General features: G+C 75.1%; 18 protein-coding genes. 6 read left to right on the forward strand and 12 right to left on the reverse strand.

Features of this window, described 5'->3' with window-relative positions; all coding sequences use genetic code 11:
* Positions 1-48: 48 nt before the first annotated feature.
* Both ACF1BN_RS36165 and ACF1BN_RS36170 read left to right on the forward strand, forming a co-directional pair.
* A complete protein-coding gene (locus ACF1BN_RS36165; RefSeq protein ID WP_392335843.1) occupies positions 49-1,089 on the forward strand; it encodes a LuxR C-terminal-related transcriptional regulator in 1,041 nt (346 codons plus the stop codon).
* 50 nt (positions 1,090-1,139) lie between these two features.
* On the forward strand, positions 1,140-2,192 hold the full coding sequence (locus ACF1BN_RS36170; protein WP_392335844.1) for a LuxR C-terminal-related transcriptional regulator: 1,053 nt from the start codon (positions 1,140-1,142) through the stop codon (positions 2,190-2,192).
* 86 nt (positions 2,193-2,278) lie between these two features.
* Here the strand turns inward: ACF1BN_RS36170 and ACF1BN_RS36175 are convergent, their stop codons facing one another.
* The 6 genes from ACF1BN_RS36175 to asnB all read right to left on the reverse strand — a co-directional run bounded on the left by ACF1BN_RS36175 (position 2,279) and on the right by asnB (position 9,414).
* Positions 2,279-2,482: a hypothetical protein gene (locus ACF1BN_RS36175; RefSeq protein WP_392335845.1), complete on the reverse strand. Its 204-nt coding sequence runs from the start codon at positions 2,480-2,482 to the stop codon at positions 2,279-2,281.
* Between the two features lie 227 nt (positions 2,483-2,709).
* Positions 2,710-4,038: a D-inositol-3-phosphate glycosyltransferase gene (gene mshA, locus ACF1BN_RS36180; protein WP_392335862.1), complete on the reverse strand. Its 1,329-nt coding sequence runs from the start codon at positions 4,036-4,038 to the stop codon at positions 2,710-2,712.
* A gap of 157 nt (positions 4,039-4,195) precedes the next feature.
* Positions 4,196-5,761 carry a class I tRNA ligase family protein gene (locus ACF1BN_RS36185; RefSeq protein WP_392335846.1) on the reverse strand — a complete coding sequence of 522 codons (1,566 nt, stop codon included), beginning with the start codon at positions 5,759-5,761 and terminating at the stop codon, positions 4,196-4,198.
* Between the two features lie 146 nt (positions 5,762-5,907).
* Positions 5,908-6,654, reverse strand: coding sequence for an SDR family oxidoreductase (locus tag ACF1BN_RS36190; RefSeq protein WP_392335847.1), 747 nt, complete (start codon positions 6,652-6,654; stop codon positions 5,908-5,910).
* 115 nt (positions 6,655-6,769) lie between these two features.
* On the reverse strand, positions 6,770-7,609 hold the full coding sequence (locus ACF1BN_RS36195) for a hypothetical protein (protein WP_392335848.1): 840 nt from the start codon (positions 7,607-7,609) through the stop codon (positions 6,770-6,772).
* Positions 7,606-9,414 carry an asparagine synthase (glutamine-hydrolyzing) gene (gene asnB, locus ACF1BN_RS36200; RefSeq protein ID WP_392335849.1) on the reverse strand — a complete coding sequence of 603 codons (1,809 nt, stop codon included), beginning with the start codon at positions 9,412-9,414 and terminating at the stop codon, positions 7,606-7,608. Before asnB ends, ACF1BN_RS36195 begins: the two co-directional genes overlap by 4 nt.
* A gap of 182 nt (positions 9,415-9,596) precedes the next feature.
* Between asnB and ACF1BN_RS36205 the strand changes: the two genes are divergently transcribed.
* Positions 9,597-10,340: a PIG-L deacetylase family protein gene (locus ACF1BN_RS36205; RefSeq protein WP_392335850.1), complete on the forward strand. Its 744-nt coding sequence runs from the start codon at positions 9,597-9,599 to the stop codon at positions 10,338-10,340.
* 16 nt (positions 10,341-10,356) lie between these two features.
* Here the strand turns inward: ACF1BN_RS36205 and ACF1BN_RS36210 are convergent, their stop codons facing one another.
* Positions 10,357-10,989: a histidine phosphatase family protein gene (locus ACF1BN_RS36210; protein WP_392335851.1), complete on the reverse strand. Its 633-nt coding sequence runs from the start codon at positions 10,987-10,989 to the stop codon at positions 10,357-10,359.
* Between the two features lie 221 nt (positions 10,990-11,210).
* Between ACF1BN_RS36210 and ACF1BN_RS36215 the strand changes: the two genes are divergently transcribed.
* The 3 genes from ACF1BN_RS36215 to ACF1BN_RS36225 all read left to right on the forward strand — a co-directional run bounded on the left by ACF1BN_RS36215 (position 11,211) and on the right by ACF1BN_RS36225 (position 13,702).
* The gene (locus tag ACF1BN_RS36215; RefSeq protein ID WP_392335852.1) at positions 11,211-12,428 is read left to right on the forward strand and encodes a serine hydrolase domain-containing protein; all 1,218 of its coding nucleotides are present in this window, start codon (positions 11,211-11,213) and stop codon (positions 12,426-12,428) included.
* A gap of 172 nt (positions 12,429-12,600) precedes the next feature.
* Positions 12,601-12,885, forward strand: a complete 285-nt coding sequence (locus ACF1BN_RS36220; RefSeq protein ID WP_392335853.1) for a hypothetical protein — start codon at positions 12,601-12,603, stop codon at positions 12,883-12,885.
* 145 nt (positions 12,886-13,030) lie between these two features.
* Positions 13,031-13,702, forward strand: a complete 672-nt coding sequence (locus ACF1BN_RS36225; RefSeq protein ID WP_392335854.1) for a TetR/AcrR family transcriptional regulator — start codon at positions 13,031-13,033, stop codon at positions 13,700-13,702.
* A gap of 159 nt (positions 13,703-13,861) precedes the next feature.
* Here the strand turns inward: ACF1BN_RS36225 and ACF1BN_RS36230 are convergent, their stop codons facing one another.
* The 5 genes from ACF1BN_RS36230 to ACF1BN_RS36250 all read right to left on the reverse strand — a co-directional run.
* Positions 13,862-14,473, reverse strand: a complete 612-nt coding sequence (locus ACF1BN_RS36230) for a LysE family transporter (protein ID WP_392335855.1) — start codon at positions 14,471-14,473, stop codon at positions 13,862-13,864.
* Positions 14,470-14,781, reverse strand: coding sequence for a DUF2087 domain-containing protein (locus ACF1BN_RS36235; protein ID WP_392335856.1), 312 nt, complete (start codon positions 14,779-14,781; stop codon positions 14,470-14,472). Before ACF1BN_RS36235 ends, ACF1BN_RS36230 begins: the two co-directional genes overlap by 4 nt.
* A gap of 67 nt (positions 14,782-14,848) precedes the next feature.
* On the reverse strand, positions 14,849-15,127 hold the full coding sequence (locus tag ACF1BN_RS36240; RefSeq protein ID WP_392335857.1) for a hypothetical protein: 279 nt from the start codon (positions 15,125-15,127) through the stop codon (positions 14,849-14,851).
* Positions 15,128-15,233: 106 nt separating this feature from the next.
* The gene (locus ACF1BN_RS36245) at positions 15,234-15,908 is read right to left on the reverse strand and encodes a maleylpyruvate isomerase family mycothiol-dependent enzyme (protein ID WP_392335858.1); all 675 of its coding nucleotides are present in this window, start codon (positions 15,906-15,908) and stop codon (positions 15,234-15,236) included.
* 6 nt (positions 15,909-15,914) lie between these two features.
* Positions 15,915-16,382: adenosylhomocysteinase (locus ACF1BN_RS36250; RefSeq protein ID WP_392335859.1), on the reverse strand; the 468-nt coding region annotated here is incomplete at its 5' end.

Here is a 16,382-nt window from a genome sequence, read left to right on the forward strand (position 1 = left end):
GCGTTTTTCAACGGGATCCGCGCGATCCGAGGGGAGTCTGCTGCCGCCGTGTCCAAGAACGCCGCCGGAGTACGTACAGGAGGCGAGCAGGCACTCGCCCTCTACCAGGCGCTCCGCGCCGCCCCGGGCACCCCGCTCGCCGACGCGGCCCGCGAGCTCCAGCTCACCGACGCCGAACGGGAGCGCGCCCGCGCCGAGTTGACCGAGCTCGGACTAGTCGACGCCGTCTCGCCCGCGCCCCAGGTCATCGCCCCGGACGTCGCCCTGCTCGGACTGCTGCGGCACGAGCGGGACCGGCTGGAGAGCCGGCTCGCCGAGACCAGCCGCGCGCACACCGCCCTGGAGACCCTCGCCGGACCGTTCCTGCGGGCCCGGACCGAGCCCGGCTCCGAGGTCGAGGTGGAGATCGTCGACGATCCGGCACGGATCGCCCGCGAGCTCGCCGACCTGACGAAGACCGCCCGCGGCTCCGTCCACACCATGGCCACCGGCTCGGTCCGCCGCGAGGAGATGGCCCTGGAGCTCGACCGCGACCGGGAACGGGCCGCGCGCGGGGTCCGCGTCCAGGCCATGTACAGCCACCGGGTCGGCCAGGTCCCGGAGATGGACCAGCACCTCGCCGCCCGCACCGCGCTCGGCACCGAGATCCGGCTCTCTCCCGTCGTCCCCATGAACATGGTCCTCGCCGACGAGCACTTCGCCCTCCTCCCGACCGACCCCCGCGACCCCGCCTCCCCCGCGATCCTCGCCCGCGGCCCCGGCCTCGTCCGCGCCTACCGCGCCCTGTACGCGTACTGCTGGCGTGCCGCCACCCCTTACGGCCACCAGGAGCCCGACACCCACGGCGGCGACGGACTGACCGAACAGCAGCGGGCCGCGCTGCGGATGCTCGCCTCGGGCATCAAGGACGAGCAGGTGGCCCGGAACCTCGGGGTGTCGCTGCGCACGGTCAGCCGGCTCATCTCCGAGGTCATGCACGAACTCGGCGCGGCCAGCCGCTTCGAGGCGGGCGTGAAGGCCGCCCGGCTCGGTCTGCTGGACGGTGAGAACGGTCCCGACGACCTCGGAGGGGCGGGGCGCAGCGCGTAGCCTGACGGTCCGGGACGGTCGATTTCGCGACGACGAGGGGGTGGTCCGCCATGGTCACGACGGACGGCGGCACGGGGGACGGCGGGACCGGGCTGCTGGTGACGCTCTATCAGGAGCTGCGCCGTCGCGGGGTGTCGAACTACACGGAGGTCGCCGCCGGCTTAGGTCTCGCGCCCGCCGAGTACGAGCGATGTCGGGCCGAACTGCTCTCCCTCGGCCTGATCGTCCCCACCACCAGCCGGCACGCCACCGCCGCCGACCTGCGCGACGCCGACTGGCGCCCCGAGGAGGACGCGGTCGCCTCGGTGGACCCGGAGATCGCCCTGCTGCGCATCCTGGACCGGGAGCGGGCCCGGCTCCGCGAACACCTCGCCGAGGCGGACCTCGCGTACGGCACGCTGGAGACGCTGGCCGGAACCTTCCTGCGGCCCGGCACCCTGGCCGGCTCCGAGATCGCCGTCGAGGCCATCACCGACTACCGGCGGATCCAGCAGGCCCTGGAGGACATCGTCGACGTCACCCAGGAGGCGTCCTGCTCGATGTACCCCACGGGACCGGCCCGCCAGGTCCCCGAGCGGATCTTCGAGCGGGACGCGCGCAAGCTCGCACAGGGCGTCCGGATCCGCGCGATCTACCGCACCCAGGACGCCGTCCGGCCGGAGGCCGCGGCCGTGCTCAAGCGCCGCGCCGAGCTCGGCGTCGAGGTACGGATCGCCCCCGAACTCCCCATGACCATGGTGCTGGTGGACCAGCAGTACGCGATGGTGCCGCTGCACCCGGAGGAGCCCGGCCGGGGCGCGATCCTGGCCCGCGGCCCGCTCCTCGTCGGCTCCTGCCTGAGCCTGTACGAGCACTGCTGGCACACGGCCACCCCGTACGGCGACGACGTGGCGCCCGAGCGGGGCGGCGACGGCCTCTCGGAGCAGCAGCGGGCGGCGCTCCAGATGCTCGCGGACGGCATGAAGGACGAGAAGATCGCCCGGAATCTCGGGGTGTCGCTGCGCACGGTGAGCCGCATGCTCTCCGAACTCATGCAGGAATTGGGGGCGTCGAGTCGATTCGAGGCGGGAGTGCGCGCGGTGCGGCTCGGCTGGCTCGACTGATTCCCTTCCGCATTTCTCCGGACACGCGAAAGCCCCGTGATCGTGGCAGGGCGATCACGGGGCTTCCGGAATTCCGTACCGGTGGTTCAGTTCACCGGCGGGGCGGGGGTCGCGGTGGCCGTGCTGTGCGGCCAGTCGACGGTGACGCCGGCGTGCTGGACCGGGCTTTCCGGGGCGGCGTCGGGGGAGACCGCGTAGGCCGCGCCGCCGGCGACGGCGAGACAGGCCGTGAGGGCGACCAGGAGCTGACGGACGGTCTTCCGTATTCCGGAGTTCTGCTCGACGGACATGATTCCTCCAGGATTCGTCACAGCGCGAAGGTGCTGATTCCGTCTCCGGGGGCCCGTGCCGCCGGGCCTTCCCTGAGAACAACTCCATTCTGTCCGGGGCCCGTTGGCGAATCCACCGTTCTCCCGTGCGTGGACCCGCCATGGCGCGAGTGCGTCAATCGGCCGCCGATTCAACGGAATTGGCCGGTCCGTAGCGTTCCTAATCTTTGGTCGAACCAAAAGAGATGCTAAACTCGTGCTACGGCCTTCTCGTTCCTCCAGGAGAGAGGGGCCGCCGGGGCAGGGGCGTGCCGCCGCCCTTGCCCCACCCGTGCCCCCTCCGCCCGCCGCGGCCCGGCCGGCTCCCGCACCGCCAGCGCCCGCTCGTACACCTCGATCGTGCGCGCCGCCGACCCCCGCCAGCTCATCCCGCGCGCGTGTCCGGCCGCCGCCACCCCCATCGTGGCCAGTGCCCGCGGTTCGGCCGCGAGCCACAGCAGCCGGCGGGCGTACTCCACCGGGTCGTGCCCCCGCACCAGGAGCCCCGTCACCCCCTCCCACACCGCCGTCGGCAGCCCGCCCACCGCCGAGGCCAGCACCGGCGTCCCGCACGCCTGCGCCTCCACCGCCACCAGCCCGAAGGACTCGCTCCGGGACGGCACCACCACCACGTCCGCCGCCCGGAACCACTCCGCGAGCCGCTCCTGCGGCACCGGAGGCCCGGGCCGCAGCACGTCCGCCACGCCCAGCTCCGCCGCCAGCCGCCCCACCGCCCCCTGCTCCCCCGCGCCCGAGTGCCCGCCGATCACCGGCACGAGCAGCCGCTCCCGCAGCCCCGGCGCCATCCGCAGCAGCTCCGCCACCGCCCGCACCAGCACGTCCGGCCCCTTCAGCGGCTGTATCCGTCCCGCGTACAGCGGCACGAACGCGTCCGCCGGCAGCCCGAGCCGGGCCCGCGCCGCCGCCCGCCCCGCGTCGTGACCCGGCCCCGGGGCGAAGGTCCGCAGGTCCACCCCGGGGCGGACGATGTCGGTGCGGGCCGGGTCCGCCCCGTACAGGCCGCGCAGCGCCGCGGCCTCGTCCGCCGTGTTGGCGATCAGCCGCTCGGCCTCCGCCGCGAGCCGTCGCTCGCCGAGGATCCGGGCCGGCGGCTCGGGGGTGTCGCCCTCGCCCAGGTGGGCGTTCTTCACCAGCGCCAGGGTGTGCGCGGTGTGCACCAGCGGGGCGCCCCAGCCGAAGGCCGCGATCCGGCCGGCCTGCCCGGACAGCCAGTAGTGCGAGTGGACCACGTCGTACCCCCGCTCCGCCCGGAGCAGGCCGAGCGCGAAGGGCAGCACCAGATCGGGGACCGCCTCCTTCGCCACCGCCCGGCGCGGGCCCGCCACCACCCGCCGGACCCGCACCCCGGGCGCGAGACCGGTGGTCCGGGGCTCGTCGCCGCCCTCGCAGCGGGTGAACAGGTCGACTTCCACGCCCTGTTCGGCGAGGGCGCGGGAGAGTTCGGCCATGTAGACGTTCATGCCTCCGGCGTCCCCCGTCCCGGGCTGGTGGAGCGGGGAGGTGTGGACGCTGAGCATGGCGACGCGCAGGGACACGAGGGGCTCCTGGGAGGTGGGGGAGCCGCGTGCCCCCGCGCGTGGCGCGCCGGGAGCACGCGGCGGGAGGGGGGTGGTTCGGGGATCTGTCCGAGTTCTTAGTTGCTGAGAAGTACGGGTCCGGGTGCGGTGCGAGGGCTCAGAAGCCGAAGACCGGGCCCGAGGGCGGGGCGAGCCGGGTGCCCGGCAGCGGCGGGATCAGCGCGTGCCAGTCCACCGCCCGCCCGGTCTCCACCCGCAGCGCCGCCGCCAGCCGGTCCGCGCCCTCCGGCATCACCGGCCGCGCCCACGCCGTCAGGGCCGACGCCACCGCCAACTGCGCTGCCAGGGCGGGCAGATGACGGCAGGCCGTGGTGGGCCGGCACCGTTCGTGCGCGTTGACGTGCCCGAAGTCCGCCGCCGAGCGGACCATCTCGTCCAGGACGGCGACCGCCCGGCGCGGGTCGAAGGCGTCGGGGCCGTACGCCTCCCGCAGGTCGTCGACCGCCCGGTGCAGCCGCCGCTCCAGGACCTCCCAGCCGGTGCCGCCCGGCAGCGCCTGCGGGGCGAGCCCGTCGCACTCCTCGCGGACCGCCGTGAAGAGCCGGGACAGCCAGCTGTTCCAGTTCTCGTCCAGCTCCCGGCGGGCCGCCGCCAGCCGGTCCCGGCGGAAGACGGTCCTGCGTCCCAGCGGACGGGCCTGGAGGACGTGCCGGCGCAGCGTGTCGGAGCCGTACTCGGTGAGCAGGTCGAGCGCCCACACGTTCCCCTCCCGCACCCCCTCCTCGATCACGAAGGACTCGTTCACGTTGAAGTCCTGCGGCAGCTTCACGCCCTGCGCGAGGAGGAGCACCGGCAGCAGCACCGCGTGGCAGAAGGAGTGCCCGAAGCCGCAGAAGTGGATCGCGCGGGCCGGCAGCGGCCCCTTGGCGTCGTGGCCGAACAGGTGCATCGCCGCCGCCTCGAAGCAGCCGTCGATGCGGTGCTCGGGGAAGCCCTCCACCGGCACGTCGAGCCCCCACTCCGCCGGGTGCCCGACCGCGATGTCCGGCAGGCCGTCCTCCACCAGCGACTCGCACAGGGCCGCGAGCCTCGGCGGCAGCCCGGCGGCCGCCCAGTAGTCGGCGAGGGTCTCCCTGAAGGGCTCCAGCGGGATGTACAGGCGCCGGCAGCGGCGGGCCACCGCCGGGGTGGCGCAGACCGCGCAGCGGGCGCCGATGAGGTCGCCGCCGTCGTTGGGCCGGGCGCACTCGTGGCACATGCCGCCGTCGCTCGCCGCCCCGCAGTGCGGGCAGGAACCCGTGGCGTGCGCCCCGTACAGCCACCGCTCGCACGGCTCGCAGTACGGCAGGAGGCGGGTCCGCGGGGCGATCACGCCGTCCGCGTACAGCTTCGCGAAGAGTTCCCGCACCCAGCGCCCGTACCCCCGGTCGCGGCGGGGCCGGACGATGTGGTCGAACTCGACGCCCGAGCGCAGCCAGTCGGCGGTGATCGCGGCCCGGTACCCCTCCGCCACCTCCTCGGGCTTGCGGCCGAGCTGCCGCGCCCGCACCTCGACGGAGCTCGCGTGGTCGGCGGTGCCGGTGGTGAAGCGGACGGGCTCGCCCTCGGCCCGCAGGTATCTGGTCAGGACGTCGGCGGCCACGTACGGGCCCGCGAGGTGGCCGATGTGGAGCTCGCCGTGGGTGGCGGGCGGGGTCGCGGTGATCCAGACGGGGGTGCTCATGGAAGCCTCCTGAGCGTAGGCACGAAGGGGTGGTTCGGAGGGGCGGCGGCTCGGGGCGCGCGGGTGCGCGGGGCCGGGATGCGCGGGTGCGCGGGGTCGGGGCACGCGGGTGCGCGGGGTCGGGGCGCGCGGGTGCGCGGGTGCGTTCAGCGGGGCTCGAAGTGGAAGGAGCGGATGAAGCAGTCGCGGGGCTGCTCCACCGCGTAGACGATGCACTCGAAGAGGGCCTGGGTGGTGAGCTTCTCGTCGGCGGCGGCCCCGGTCGGGTCGATGCCGTCCCACTCCGTGAAGCGCGGGTCGGCGGTCGAGAAGTCGGGCGGGAAGAGGGAGAAGACCCGCACCCCGGACGGCCGGAGCCGGCGGGCCAGGATGTCCGCGAACCCGGCCTGCGCGCTCTTCGCCGCCCAGAAGGCCTCGTGCGCCCCGCCGGCGGCGGTCGCGGAGGCGCCCTCGGCGTCCCGCACGGCCACCATGTTCACGATGTCGGGCCGCAGTGAGCCCCGCAGCAGCGGCAGGAAGTGCTTGACCATGAGGACCGTGCCGCCGGCCGTGGACTCGATGGTCTCCACGATCTCGGCGTCGCTCGTCGCCTCCAGGTCCATGGCGTCGAGCCAGCGGGCGCCGTTGTTCACCAACAGGTCGACCCGGTCGGTGTGTTCGCCGACCCGGGCCGCGAACTCGCGGATCTCGGCGGGCCGGCTGAGGTCGCAGCCGAAGGCGTGGATACGGTCCCTGGCCGAGCCCAGCACCTCGGCCCGGGTCCGCTCCGCCGCCTCCACCGTCCGCGCCGACACATAGACCTCGGCGCCGAGATGGGCGAATCCGACGGCGAGCGCCCGGCCGAAGGAGCGGGACGCGCCGGTCACGACGACCCGCAGATTCTCGAATGTCATCTGTCCCTGCTCTCCCCACGGATACGTCATTCCGGCGGTCACGGCGTTCCGGCGGCCGGTCCGTTTCAGCGTGGCAGAGGAGCGGAGCCCCGGGACCGGGGTCGCGGCTGCGCGTTCACGCCGTTGCGTGGATGCGCCACGGGAGGGGGCAGGCGCGCAGCACGGTCGCCCGTTTGTGGTGGACGCTGACCCGGTCGGGGCGGGCCGAGACGGTGACGGTGCCGCCCGGGGTCCGTACCGGCCCGTCGAGCCGGGGCACGACGGTCCCGTCCAGCGCCCCCGCCGCGGCCAGCGCCGCCGCGCCCGTCACGGCGAGCCGCGGATGCCAGCCGCCGACGGTGAGCGCGCGGACGGAGAGCCCGCCGGGCGCGGGCTCGATCGCGGCGATCTTCGGCAGGGCGGAGTCCGGCGGATGCCCGAGCAGCCGCGCGGCCTCGGCGCGCAGGGCCAGCAGGTGCGCCCGGGCGGGCGCGCGGACGTGCCGGGCGTCGACGAACACGTAGGGGTTCCCGTACGAGACGAGGCTGACCGGCACGCCGAGCAGCCGGTCCCGCGGCCGGCCGGTGGGGAGCGTGCCGGGGGCGTCCGGGGGCCGCAGGAAGTGCAGGGTGTACGCCCCTCCCGGCGGTTCCGGCTCGCACAGGACGGTGTCGCCGGTGGTGAGCGCCCGGACGGTCACCGGGCCCGGGCGGTCCTCGGCGACGACGCAGGCGAGCAGCGAGTGCCCGCAGCCGGCCCGGAAGTCGAAGCCGCCACCGGGCAGGCGCTGCACGAACCGGTACCGGAGGCCGCCGGCGCCGTCGCCCCCGTACAGCGCGATCTTGGCGTGGGCGGCGGGGAGCCGCGCCAGTTCACGGCCGAGTCCCAGCAGGCCGCCGGGCATCCGGTCCACCCGTACGACGAGCGTCGGCGCGGGCGCGCCGTCGGCCCGCACGAGCAGCGCCGGGTGTGTCACGCCGCCGCGCAGTCCGCCGGGACCCGCAGCGTGCGGACGACGTCGGTCCACAGTTCGTGGACGGCGAGGGCCCAGAGGGCCTGGGCGTCGGCGCGGTTGGGGCGTTCCAGCTGACGCGCCAGGAGGCGGGCGACGCGGTCGGCGCGGACCTTGCCGCCGAGGACGAGCCGGGCCGGGGAGAGCAGTTCGCGGACCGTGTCGAGCAGCGGTCCGCCGGGGGCGAGCATCGCCTCCACGGGGAGGGTGAAGGGCTGCTTGGGCCGGCGCAGCACCGGCGCGGGGAGCATTTCGGCGCCCGCCTCGTACAGGGCGCGTTTTCCGGTGCGCGCGGCGGACGGCAGGGCGCGGGCGTGGGTGACGACGGCCGGCTGGCAGAAGGGGAGGCGGGTCTCGACGGCCCAGGCCATGGCCAGGTGGTCGACGCGCCGCAGGTGGTAGGCGGGGAGCCGCCACCGCGTCTCCAGCGCGGTCGTCGCGGTGACCCGGTCCGCGCCGACGGCCTGCGCGGAGCGCAGTTCCTGCTCGACGCGGTCGGCGGCGGAGCCCGTGTCGGCGATGTGGGCGCGGTAGTCGGCGGTGTAGAGGTGTTCGCGCAGGAGCCGGGGCGCGGCGGAGAGCGCGTCGGTGTAGGCGGCGGCCCAGTCGGCGCCGGGCGGGGCGGCGAGGGCGGCGGCCATCCGGTCGTATCCGCCGAAGAGTTCGTCGGCGCCGTCGCCGGTGAGCGCGACGGTGAAGCCGCTGCTCCGGACGGCGCGGAAGAGGGCGTAGGTGGAGAGGGTGATGGGGTCGGCGTTGGGCTGGCCGAGGTGGCGGACGGTGCGGGTGAGGAGGGAGGGGAGCTCGTCGGGGTCGAGGGCGATCTCGTGGTGGACGGTGCGGGCCCGGCGGGCGACGGAGCGGGCGTGGGCGGCCTCGGAGCCGGGCCAGTTGCCCCGGTAGGTGAGGTGGAAGGTGTGGAGCGGCGGCGCGTCGGTCTCGCGGGCGTGCTCGGCGGCGAGGGCGGTGACGAGCCCGGAGTCGAGGCCGCCGCTGGTGACCGCGCAGACGGGGACGTCGGCGTCGGCGAGCCGGCGGACCTCGCGGCGCAGCACGTCCTGGGTGTCGCCGACGGGTGCGGCGCGGTGGGGGCCGCGGCGGCGGACGACGGGGGCGGCGCCGGGGCGGACGACGGCGGTGGCGCCGGGCGGGAGGACGCCGACGCCTTCGAGGGCGGTGGCGGTGGCGAAGGAGGTACGGGTGGCGAGGACGGTGTCGAGGGAGTCCTCGCGCGGGGCGAAGCGGACGCCTCCGAAGGCGAGGAGCGCGGGGATCTCGGAGGCGAAGCGGGTGGAGCCGTCCTCGGGGTCGTGGTGGAGGTACAGCGGCTTCATGCCCATGTCGTCGACGGCGAGGACGAGTTGGGCACGTCCCGGCCTCAGGTCGAGGACGGCGACCGCGAACATCCCGTCGAGGTGTTCGGCGAAGGCGGGCCCGTACTCGGCGTAGAGGGCGGGCAGGACGGTGCCGTCGCAGCGGTCGGGGAAGCGGTGGCCGCGGGCGGCGAGGGCGCGGCGGAGCTCGGCGTGGTTGTAGATCTCGCCGTTGAGGACGGCGAGGACGCCGGGGAGGTGGGGCAGCCGGTAGGGCTGCTGTCCGCCGCGCGGGTCGGTGACGGCGAGCCGGTCGCAGCCGAGGGACCAGCCGGGGCCGCTGAGCACCCGGTGTTCGTCGGGGCCGCCGTGCCGCTGCCGGGCCGAGGCCGATGCGAGCGCGGCCGGGTCGGGGCGGTCCGCCCCGGCGGCGAAGGAGCCGAGAATCCTGCACATGCCGGTCGCCTCCGTGTCGTCCGAAGTCCTGCGGGTCGTGGTGCGGGGTGTCGCGCCGCTCGTTCCATGAGTCGAGCAATGATTTGAATCTACCAAGTTTTTTAATGGCGCGTAAGTGCCATGTCCTGTTCACGCCACGGGACGGCCTTGCGACGCCCCCGCACCCCCAACAGGCTGGAGCCATGGAGGACTTCGCGACCGACCACCCGACCGTCCGCGGCGCGCCGGAGTCACTGCTGGTGGTGGCCGCGCACCCGGACGACATCGAGTTCTGCGTCAGCGGCACCGTCATGCAGTGGATCGAACGCGGCACCCGCGTCACCTACTGCATCGTCACCGACGGCGACGCCGGCGGCTACGACCCGATGCTCCCCCGGCAGGCGATGGCGGACCTGCGCCGCGCCGAGCAGGTCCACTCGGCGAAACTGAGCGGCGTCGCCGACGTCCGCTTCCTCGGCTACCCCGACAGCTTCGTCGAACCCGGCGTCGCACTGCGCCGCGACCTGTGCCGGGTGATCCGGGAGGTGCGGCCGCAGCGGGCCATCGTCCCCTCCCCCGAGATCAACTGGGCCCGGGTCGCCGACCTCCACCCCGACCACCGGGCCGTCGGCGACGCGTGCCTGCGCGCGGTCTACCCCGAGGCCCGGAACCCCTTCGCCCACCCCTCGCTCCTCAAGGAGGAGGGCCTGGAGCCGTGGACCGTCCACGAGCTGTGGCTGATGACCGGCCCGACGCCCAACCAGTACGTCGACGTCACACCCGTCTTCGACCGCAAGGTCGAGGCGCTGCGGATCCACACCTCCCAGACGGCCCACTTCGACGACCTGGCGGGCCTGCTGCGCACCTGGCTCTCCGAACACGCGACGGCCGCCGGCCTCCCCCCGGGACGCATGGCCGAGGCCTTCCAGATCGTCCACATCGACTGACCGGGCCGGACCGGCCTCACACCGGCAGGCGCTCGGGGAAGCCGGTCCAGCGGAGGTCGTGGGGGAGGTGGGAGGTGTCGTTGAAGAGGACGAGGGACGGCGGGCGGCCAGGAGCGTAACGGATCACCGTCAGCGCCGCGTTCGCGTGGTTCAGGCCCATCCACCGCCACGCCGGCGCGTCCAGCGCCGCCCGCACCAGCCACCCGACCAGGAAGTTGTGCGTCACGACCAGCTCGTGGCGCGGCTCGTCCCCCTCGACCGGCCCCGTGAAGCGCGCGACCGCCTCCGCCGCCGGCTCCGCGCCCCGCGCCCGCTCCGCCTCCGGGAACTGCCCCAGGAAGCCGAGCAGCGCGTCGGCCGCGTCCGCCGGCAGCTCCTCCCGGGAGGGCCCGTACGGGACGTAGTCGCCGGCCTCGTCACGGACCCGTACCGGCACGCCGTCGAGCCGCGCCCCGATCAGCCGGGCGGTCTCCGCGGCCCGGGCGAGCGGCCCGTGGTGGACCGCCGTCAGCGGGGCGCCCCGGAGCCGTTCCCCGAGCAGGGCGGCCTGGCGCCGGCCCGCCTCCGTCAGGCCGCTCTCGTCGGGCGTGGCCTCGCCGTGCCGGGTGAGATAGAGGTAGCGGGCCGAGCGGGCGGCGGTGCTGGTCATCGTCGTTCTCCTCCGGTTCCGTGATCCGCGGAGCCGTACCCGCGGACCCCGTGGGGGACGCCCACCCGCGCGGACCCGGTTGCACGCGCGCGTGCCCGCCCCCGCGCCCGTACGGGTGGACTCGCCCCCGGTCGCGACGGCAGCCGTGCCCCGGGCGCCCGCGCCGGTGCTGATCTGGCAGCGCCCGCAAGCCGTCAGCCCCCACCCGAGAAGGCGCCCCCATGCGACGACCACGACCACGCACCCACCGACGCCGGCTCCTCGCCACCGCCGTGCTCCTCGCGGCGGCCGCGCTCGCGCCCGCCGCGCTCCCGGCGACGGCCGCGCCCGTGCCCCTACCCCTCCGGCACGGCGGCGACCGCTGCCCGCAGAGCGAGCGACTGCCCTCCGCCCTCACCGCCCGGCTCGACTCCACCGTCGAGAAGGCGCGCCGGGAGGCCGGCGTCCCCGGGCTCGTCGTCGGCGTCTGGATGCCGGGCAAGGGCTGCTACGTCCGGGCCACCGGCGTCGCGGACAAGCGGACCGGCGAGCCGATGTCCGCCGACATGTACGTCCGGATCGGCAGCGAGACGAAGACCTTCACCGTCACGGCACTGCTCCGGCTCGTCGACGAGGGGAAGGTCCGCCTCGACGACCCGATCGACCGGTACGTGCGGGGCGTCCCGAACGGCCGGCGCATCACCCTGCGCCACCTCGCCGAGATGCGCAGCGGCCTCTTCCCGTACACCTCCGACCCCGACTTCACCCGCGACCTGCTGAGCGCGCCGAAGCGGCCGTTCAACCCGTGGGAGGTGCTCTCGTACGGCTACCGGCACCCCAACACCTCGGAGCCCGGCACGACCTTCCAGTACTCGAACTCCAACCTGGTCCTGCTCGGCCTGGTCGTCGAGAAGGTCACCGGCCGCCGCCTCGCGGACGTCCTCCGCGAGGACGTCACGCGCCCGGCCGGCCTGCGGCACACCTTCCTCCCGAAGGGCGCCGAGTTCCCGGAGCCCCACCCGCGCGGCTACACCGACCAGACGCTCACCGGCGCCGTCGCCGACGCGACGGACTGGAACCCCAGCTGGGCGTGGGCGGCCGGCGCGATGATCTCGAACCTCGACGACCTGCGCCGCTGGGCACCGGTCGTCGCCACCGGGAAGCTCCTCACCCCCGCCACCCAGGCGCAGCGCATGAAGACCCTGCCGACCGGCTTCCCCGGCACCGGCTACGGCCTCGGCATCCTCGACACCAACGGCTGGATCGGCCACAACGGCTCCCTGCCCGGCTACGAGACGGTCACCGTGTACCTCCCCTCGCAGCGGGCCACCCTGGTCCTGATGCTGAACACGGACTCCCTCAGCGACGGCCAGGAGCCCTCCACCCTGGTGGCCCGCGCGGTCACCGAGGTGATCACCCCGGACCACGTCTACGCGGGATCGGTGACCCCGCGCTCCTGACCTGCGCCCCTGACCTGCGCTCCTGACCCGCGCCGAAGAGCCACCGGGGGGACCGGTCCCCCCGGCGGCCCGTCGGCCACGGGCCGCGCAGGTCGAAGCGCCGGGGACGGTGGCCGCCCGCCGGCCTCGCGCCCGCCTGCGCCGGACGCCCGCGCGTGCCTACGATCGGTCCATGAGCGCTGACTGTTCCCGCTGGTCCCTCTGCTCCCGGAACTCGTTCCTGTCGATCGGCTCGGTCGGCTCGACGCTGTCGATCGGCTCGGTGGGCTCGTTCCTGTCCATCGGCTCGGTCGGCTCGGCCGCGTCGATCCTCTCCGCGGGCTCCTGGGCGAGCCTCGGCTCCGTCCTGTCCGCGGAGTCCCAGTGGTCGGCCCTGTCGTGGCGCTCCCGCTGCGGCGTCCTGGCCGCCGGCGCCGCCCTCGGCACCACCGCGCTCCTGCTCGCCCGCCGCGACTGACCCGCCCCGCGCGGGACACGGCCGCCGACGCGGACCGAGCCGGGGACGCGAGCCGGGGACGCGGGGACGGCGGCGCCCTCCGCGGGCCGGACCGCTCGGTTCGTACACTCGGATCCCGCTCCCCCGAACCCGAGGACGTACCGCCATGGCCGCCGGCACGGAAGACGTCGACGCGTACGGGATGCCGGTCGTCCCGGCCCCCGCCGGCGCGGTCTCCCGCAAGCGGCGGGCGATCATCGACGCGGCCCTCACCGAGTTCCTGGCACAGGGCTACTCGGCCGCCTCGATGGACGCCGTCACCGCCCGGTCCGGGGTGTCGAAGGCGACGGTATACAAGCACTTCGGCAGCAAGGAACGCCTGTTCCTCGCCGTCGTCGGCGGCGTCCTCCCGCGGGTCTACGCGGACCTGGAGCCCGCCCGCTCCACCCTCGCCGCCGCGCCCGACCTGCGCTCCGCGCTGGTGCGCCTGGCGACGGACCGGGCACGGATCCTGCTGCGGCCGGACGTCATGGCGCTGCGGCGGCTCGTGATCGGCGAGACCGACCGGTTCCCGCAGCTCGGGCGGCTCTGGTCCCGGATCGGCCACGCCATGGACGACGGGCCGCTGACCGAAGCCTTCGCCGAGCTCGCCGCCCGGGGCGAGCTCGACGCGCCGGACCCGGCCCTGGCGGTACGGCAGCTGCTCGCGGCGACGGTCGGCGTCCCGCAGCTCCCGCGGACCTTCTCACCGGAGGAGACGATCGACGAGGCCGAGCTGGAACGGGTCATCGGCTCCGGAGTGGACCTGTTCCTGGCGCGGTACGCCCCTGGCGCCTGACCACCGCCCGGCCCGGCGGCGCCACGGACACGGCGCTCCCCCGATCCCCCGAGCCCCCGATCCCCCGCTCCTCCGCTCCTCCGCTCCCCGGGGCGACCGGCGGGGGCGTCACCCACCGGCCGCCCTCCGGACCTCCGGGACAGGCCCGGTGAGACGCCGTCAGACCACCAGGCCCACCGCGAGGACGGCGATCAGGGCGCTCGACACCAGGCCCGTGAGGAGCCGGGCGCGCGCGCCCGTCAGGGTGCTGCCGAGGACCGTGCCGGTGGTGGAGAGGAGGAGCTGCCAGCTCGCCGAGGCGGCGAAGGCGGCGGTCACGAACACGGCCGCCCCGGCCGGACCCGTCGCGGTGTGGCCGCCGAGGACGAGGGCCGTGAAGTAGAGGACCGTCGTCGGGTTGAGGACCGTGATGCCGAGGAAGGTCCAGAAGGCCTGGCGCGGGGCCGTGACCGGCCGGTCCGCCACCGGGGCCCCGGCACGGTGGACACGGAGCGCGGTACGGGCCGAGGCCGCCGCGAGGACCAGCAGGACACCGGCGGAAGCCCAGCGGAGCGGGACCGCGACGGACGCGAGCAGAGGCACCAGGGCGGCGCCGCCGAGGACCGCGACGAGCGCGTACACACCGTCCGCCGCCGCGACGCCGAGCGCCGCGCCCGCGCCCGTACGCCACGGACTGCGGGCGGCGACCGCCACGAGGTGCGCGCCGACGGCGCCCACCGGGATCGCGATGCCGTAGCCGGCCAGCAGGCCGGCCACCACCGCGGAGGTCACGCGACGGCGGGGGCCGCGCCTCCGGGGACAGGAGCCGTCCGCTGTCGGCGGTAGGCCGAGCCGTCCTTCGTACGGGCCAGCTCGCCGCCGACGACGAGATGGCGGCGGAGCGCCGGATAGTCCTCGTGCACGGTCAGCAGGGCTTCGTTGACCTCGGCCTCGCGGTACACGCGGCCGGGCTCGAAGAGGGTCTCGGCGAGGTGGGCGAGGAGCGCGGCACGGCGGGCCGGGCGGCGCGGGATCGCGAGGAGGCGGCCCTCGGCGGAGAACAGGTCCGCGACGGGCCGGGATGCGGGATGACGGGTCATGGGGGAAGGGTGGCGGCCGCTCCCCCGCCCCGCAAAGGGTTTTCGGGCCCGGCCGCTTCCCGCCGGGTCAGCGGACCATGACCTTCACCGCTTCCTGGAAGGTCGGCAGGATCGGCGGCATGCCCGTCTCCTGGAAGATCGGGCGGGCCTTCACCGCGAAGGCGAGGAAGTCCTCCTCGGAGTCCCAGAAGTCCACCACCCGCCAGCCACCGGACCCGTCCGGCCCCGCCGCGTGCGCGAGGAAGCCCTGCGGCGGCCACCACTCGGCGTCGCCGAGCCGGCCGATCGCGGCCTCGTACTGCTCCTGGGTGCCGCCGGGGATCTCGACGGTGACGATGACGGCCATGGTGCTGCTCCCGGGGGTGCGGGGGTGGGGGTCTCGACCCAGCACACCCCCGCCCCCGGGGCCCCGCACGACGGCGGGGACCGAACGGGCTATGCCCTCGACCGGCTCACCGGTAGATCAGCAGCTCCTGCTCGGTGGCGCCGGTGAGGGCGTAGCGGGTGCGGACCAGGGGGCGGCCCGCGTAGATGCGGATGAGGGTGGCCGCGTCGCCGTCGAAGACGGCGGCCGGGCGGCCCTCGATCTCGTTGCCGAGGGCCACCTCCCCCGCGTGGTCGGCGAGCCGGCCGACCAGCCTCGGGGTCTCCCGCCGCCGGCTGGTGACGCAGAGCAGCGGCAGGGCGAGGGCGAGGGCGTCGCCGCAGTACGCGCCGGGCTCGCCGAACGCCTCCCGGACGTCCCCGGCGTGCACCCACTCCCCCAGGGCGACCGCGTCGAGCCGCCCGTCCTCGTGGCCCGCGATCACCGGCCCCGCCTCCGTGAGGCCGCGTTCCAGCTCGTCGAGGACCCGGCCGAGCGGCCACTCCTCCCGCTCGGCGACGTCGCAGGCGTTGGCCTCGGGGAGGAACACGCCCTCTTCGAGGCGGCCCTCCACGATCCGGACCAGCGCGGCCCCGCAGTGCGCGAGGACCTGGCGGGCGGTCCAGCCGGGGCAGGCGGTACGGAGCTCGTACGCCTCCTCCGGGGTGCGGCGCAGCAGCGGCATCAGGAGGTCCCGCTCGGTGGTGAGGAGCCGGTCGGGCAGCCACGGATCACGGACGACGGGCAGGCAGTCGGTACACATGCGGGCTCAGTAGCGGTAGTGGTCGGGCTTGTACGGGCCGTCGACGGGGACGCCGATGTAGGCGGCCTGGTCGTCGGTGAGGACGGTGAGTCGGATGCCGAGGGCGTCGAGGTGGAGGCGGGCGACTTTCTCGTCGAGGTGTTTGGGGAGGGTGTGGACGCCGGTGGGGTAGTCGGCGGTCTTGGTGAAGAGTTCGATCTGGGCGAGGGTCTGGTCGGCGAAGGAGTTCGACATGACGAAGGAGGGGTGTCCGGTGGCGTTGCCGAGGTTGAGCAGGCGGCCTTCGGACAGGACGATGACGGTCTTGCCGTCCTCGAAGGTCCAGGTGTGGACCTGGGGTTTGACCTCGTCCTTGACGATGCCGGGGACGGCGGCGAGGCCGGCGATGTCGATCTCGTTGTCGAAGTGGCCGATGTTGCCGACGATCGCCTGGTGCTTCATGCGGGCGATGTCGGACGCCGTGATGATGTCCTT

The organism is Streptomyces sp. NPDC014861, assembly GCF_043081625.1.
In the GTDB taxonomy this organism is placed as follows: domain Bacteria; phylum Actinomycetota; class Actinomycetes; order Streptomycetales; family Streptomycetaceae; genus Streptomyces.